Annotated in this window: 3 protein-coding genes; all 3 read right to left on the bottom strand. The window is 39.3% G+C overall.

From position 1 onward, the window contains the following. Window positions 1-820 (bottom strand): SDR family NAD(P)-dependent oxidoreductase (locus tag AC4GME_RS18890; protein ID WP_490380054.1); only part of this gene is annotated, 820 nt, incomplete at its 3' end. An 83-nt stretch (window positions 821-903) separates the two neighbouring features. Continuing rightward, window positions 904-1,764 carry a dTDP-4-dehydrorhamnose reductase gene (gene rfbD, locus AC4GME_RS18885; RefSeq protein ID WP_490380053.1) on the bottom strand — a complete coding sequence of 287 codons (861 nt, stop codon included), beginning with the start codon at window positions 1,762-1,764 and terminating at the stop codon, window positions 904-906. 14 nt (window positions 1,765-1,778) lie between these two features. Continuing rightward, window positions 1,779-2,093 (bottom strand): dTDP-4-dehydrorhamnose 3,5-epimerase family protein (locus tag AC4GME_RS18880; protein ID WP_490380052.1); only part of this gene is annotated, 315 nt, incomplete at its 5' end.

Below are 2,093 nucleotides of genomic sequence, written 5' to 3'. Positions count from 1 at the left end.
CCTTAATGAAGTCCATTAAATTAATTGGGCTACCATGGCCGATGTTATACACCCTATAAGGGGCAGAACTTGATGCCGGAGTCCCTTCTTCAACAGTCCATTTATCATCACGAGCTGGCACAACGTCTGCTATTCTAATCACACCTTCAACGATATCATCGATATAGGTGAAATCGCGCCACATATCACCGTTATTATTAATGTCGATAGTTTCACCCGCTAGTATCTTTTTAGTAAAGATATAAGGTGCCATATCAGGACGTCCCCAAGGACCATAAACAGTAAAGAAACGTAACCCTGTCGTTGGAATATCGTAAAGGTGTGAGTATGAATGCGCCATTAACTCATTAGACTTTTTAGTGGCAGCATAAAGTGAAATAGGGTGATCAACAGAATCAGACGTTGAAAATGGCACTTTATTGTTTAGACCATAAACAGAACTTGAAGAGGCATACACCAAATGCTTCACTTTGGTATTTCGGCAACCTTCAAGAATATTAAGATGGCCGACTAAATTAGAATCAGCATAAGCCATCGGATTTTCAATAGAATAACGCACACCTGCTTGAGCGGCTAAATGCACAACTTTATCAAACTGATGCTCAACAAACAAAGCGGCCATTGCCTCTCTATCCGCTAAATCAACTTTCACAAACTGAAAATTTTCATGCTCTGCACGCTTTAAACGCGCATCTTTTAAATTCACATCATAATAGTCATTAATGTTATCGATACCAATGACTTGATAGCCTTGTTCACAAAGCCTTTCCACAACGCAAGAACCAATAAAACCGGCTACGCCAGTTACTAAATATTTCATTTTTCATCTCTTCCATTAGGTAAACTGGTAAATATACCTGTAATTCTATCAATAAATATAATGCCTATGAGATATTGTATAAATTATAACTCATTCATCATTTCGGATAACTGCTGTCGCCAATGCGTTGTTTTAATTCCAGATACTTTTTCAGCACTACTTTTATCAATAATGGAAAAAGCAGGGCGCTTAGCAGGCGTTGGATATGCAGATGTTGGGATAGGTAAAACAGGAATAGCCTCTTTTAATAACCCTTTCTCAATTCCTAATTCTTGAATCGCAATAGCAAAGTCATACCAAGAAGCAATACCTGCATCCGTCCAGTGATAGATACCTGTTACTTCAGATTTGTCAGCTATAGCCCACAACCATTGCGCTAACCCTTTTGCCCAGGTCGGGGTACCCACTTGGTCATAAATAATGCCTAGCTGCGGTTTTTCTTGCATCAAACGCAACATGCTCTTTACGAAGTTATTTCCATTTACAGAATAAACCCAAGCAGTACGCACAATCACACTGGCTTCAGGCAATATTTCTCGAAGGGCAATATCACCTGCAAGTTTAGATGCGCCGTATACATTAATAGGGTTAGGTTTTGAATCAGTTTGATAAGGAGTGGTACTTGTGCCATCAAAAACAAAGTCAGTCGACACATGTAAAATACGAGCATTGGCTTGCTTACACGCGTTAGCTAAATATTGAGTACCAAGCTCATTAACTGCATAAGCGGTATCAACATCTTCTTCAGCTTTATCAACTGCCGTATAAGCGGCTGCATTAATCACTAAATCAGGTTTAGTGTTAGTAATAAAATCGGAGACGAGTAACTCATTGCTAATATCTAGCTCATTAATACCAACACTGATAACTTCATATCCTTGCGGAGCAAGTTGCTCTAATTCCCAAGCAAGCTGTCCACCTTTTCCTGTAATAACGACTTTCATTTTACGTTTACCTATTAATCAAATTTGGGTGCATCTTGAAAAGAAAAACCTTTGGCATCTTTATCAGACAATTGTGGTAACTCACCATCACCTAACGGCCAATCAATCGCGAGCTCAGCATCGTTCCAACAGACTGAAACTTCAGATTCAGGATGATAATAATCAGTACATTTATAAACAAATTCAGCAGAATCAGTCATCACATAAAAACCATGCGCAAACCCTTCAGGCACCCATAGTTGACGTTTGTTTTCAGCCGAAAGCACTACACCCACCGCTTTACCAAAAGTAGGGGATGATTGACGCATATCAACCGCAACATCATAAAC

The sequence above is a fragment of the Psychromonas sp. genome, from assembly GCF_983033635.1.
This window is presented reverse-complemented; position numbering and strand designations above follow the sequence as displayed.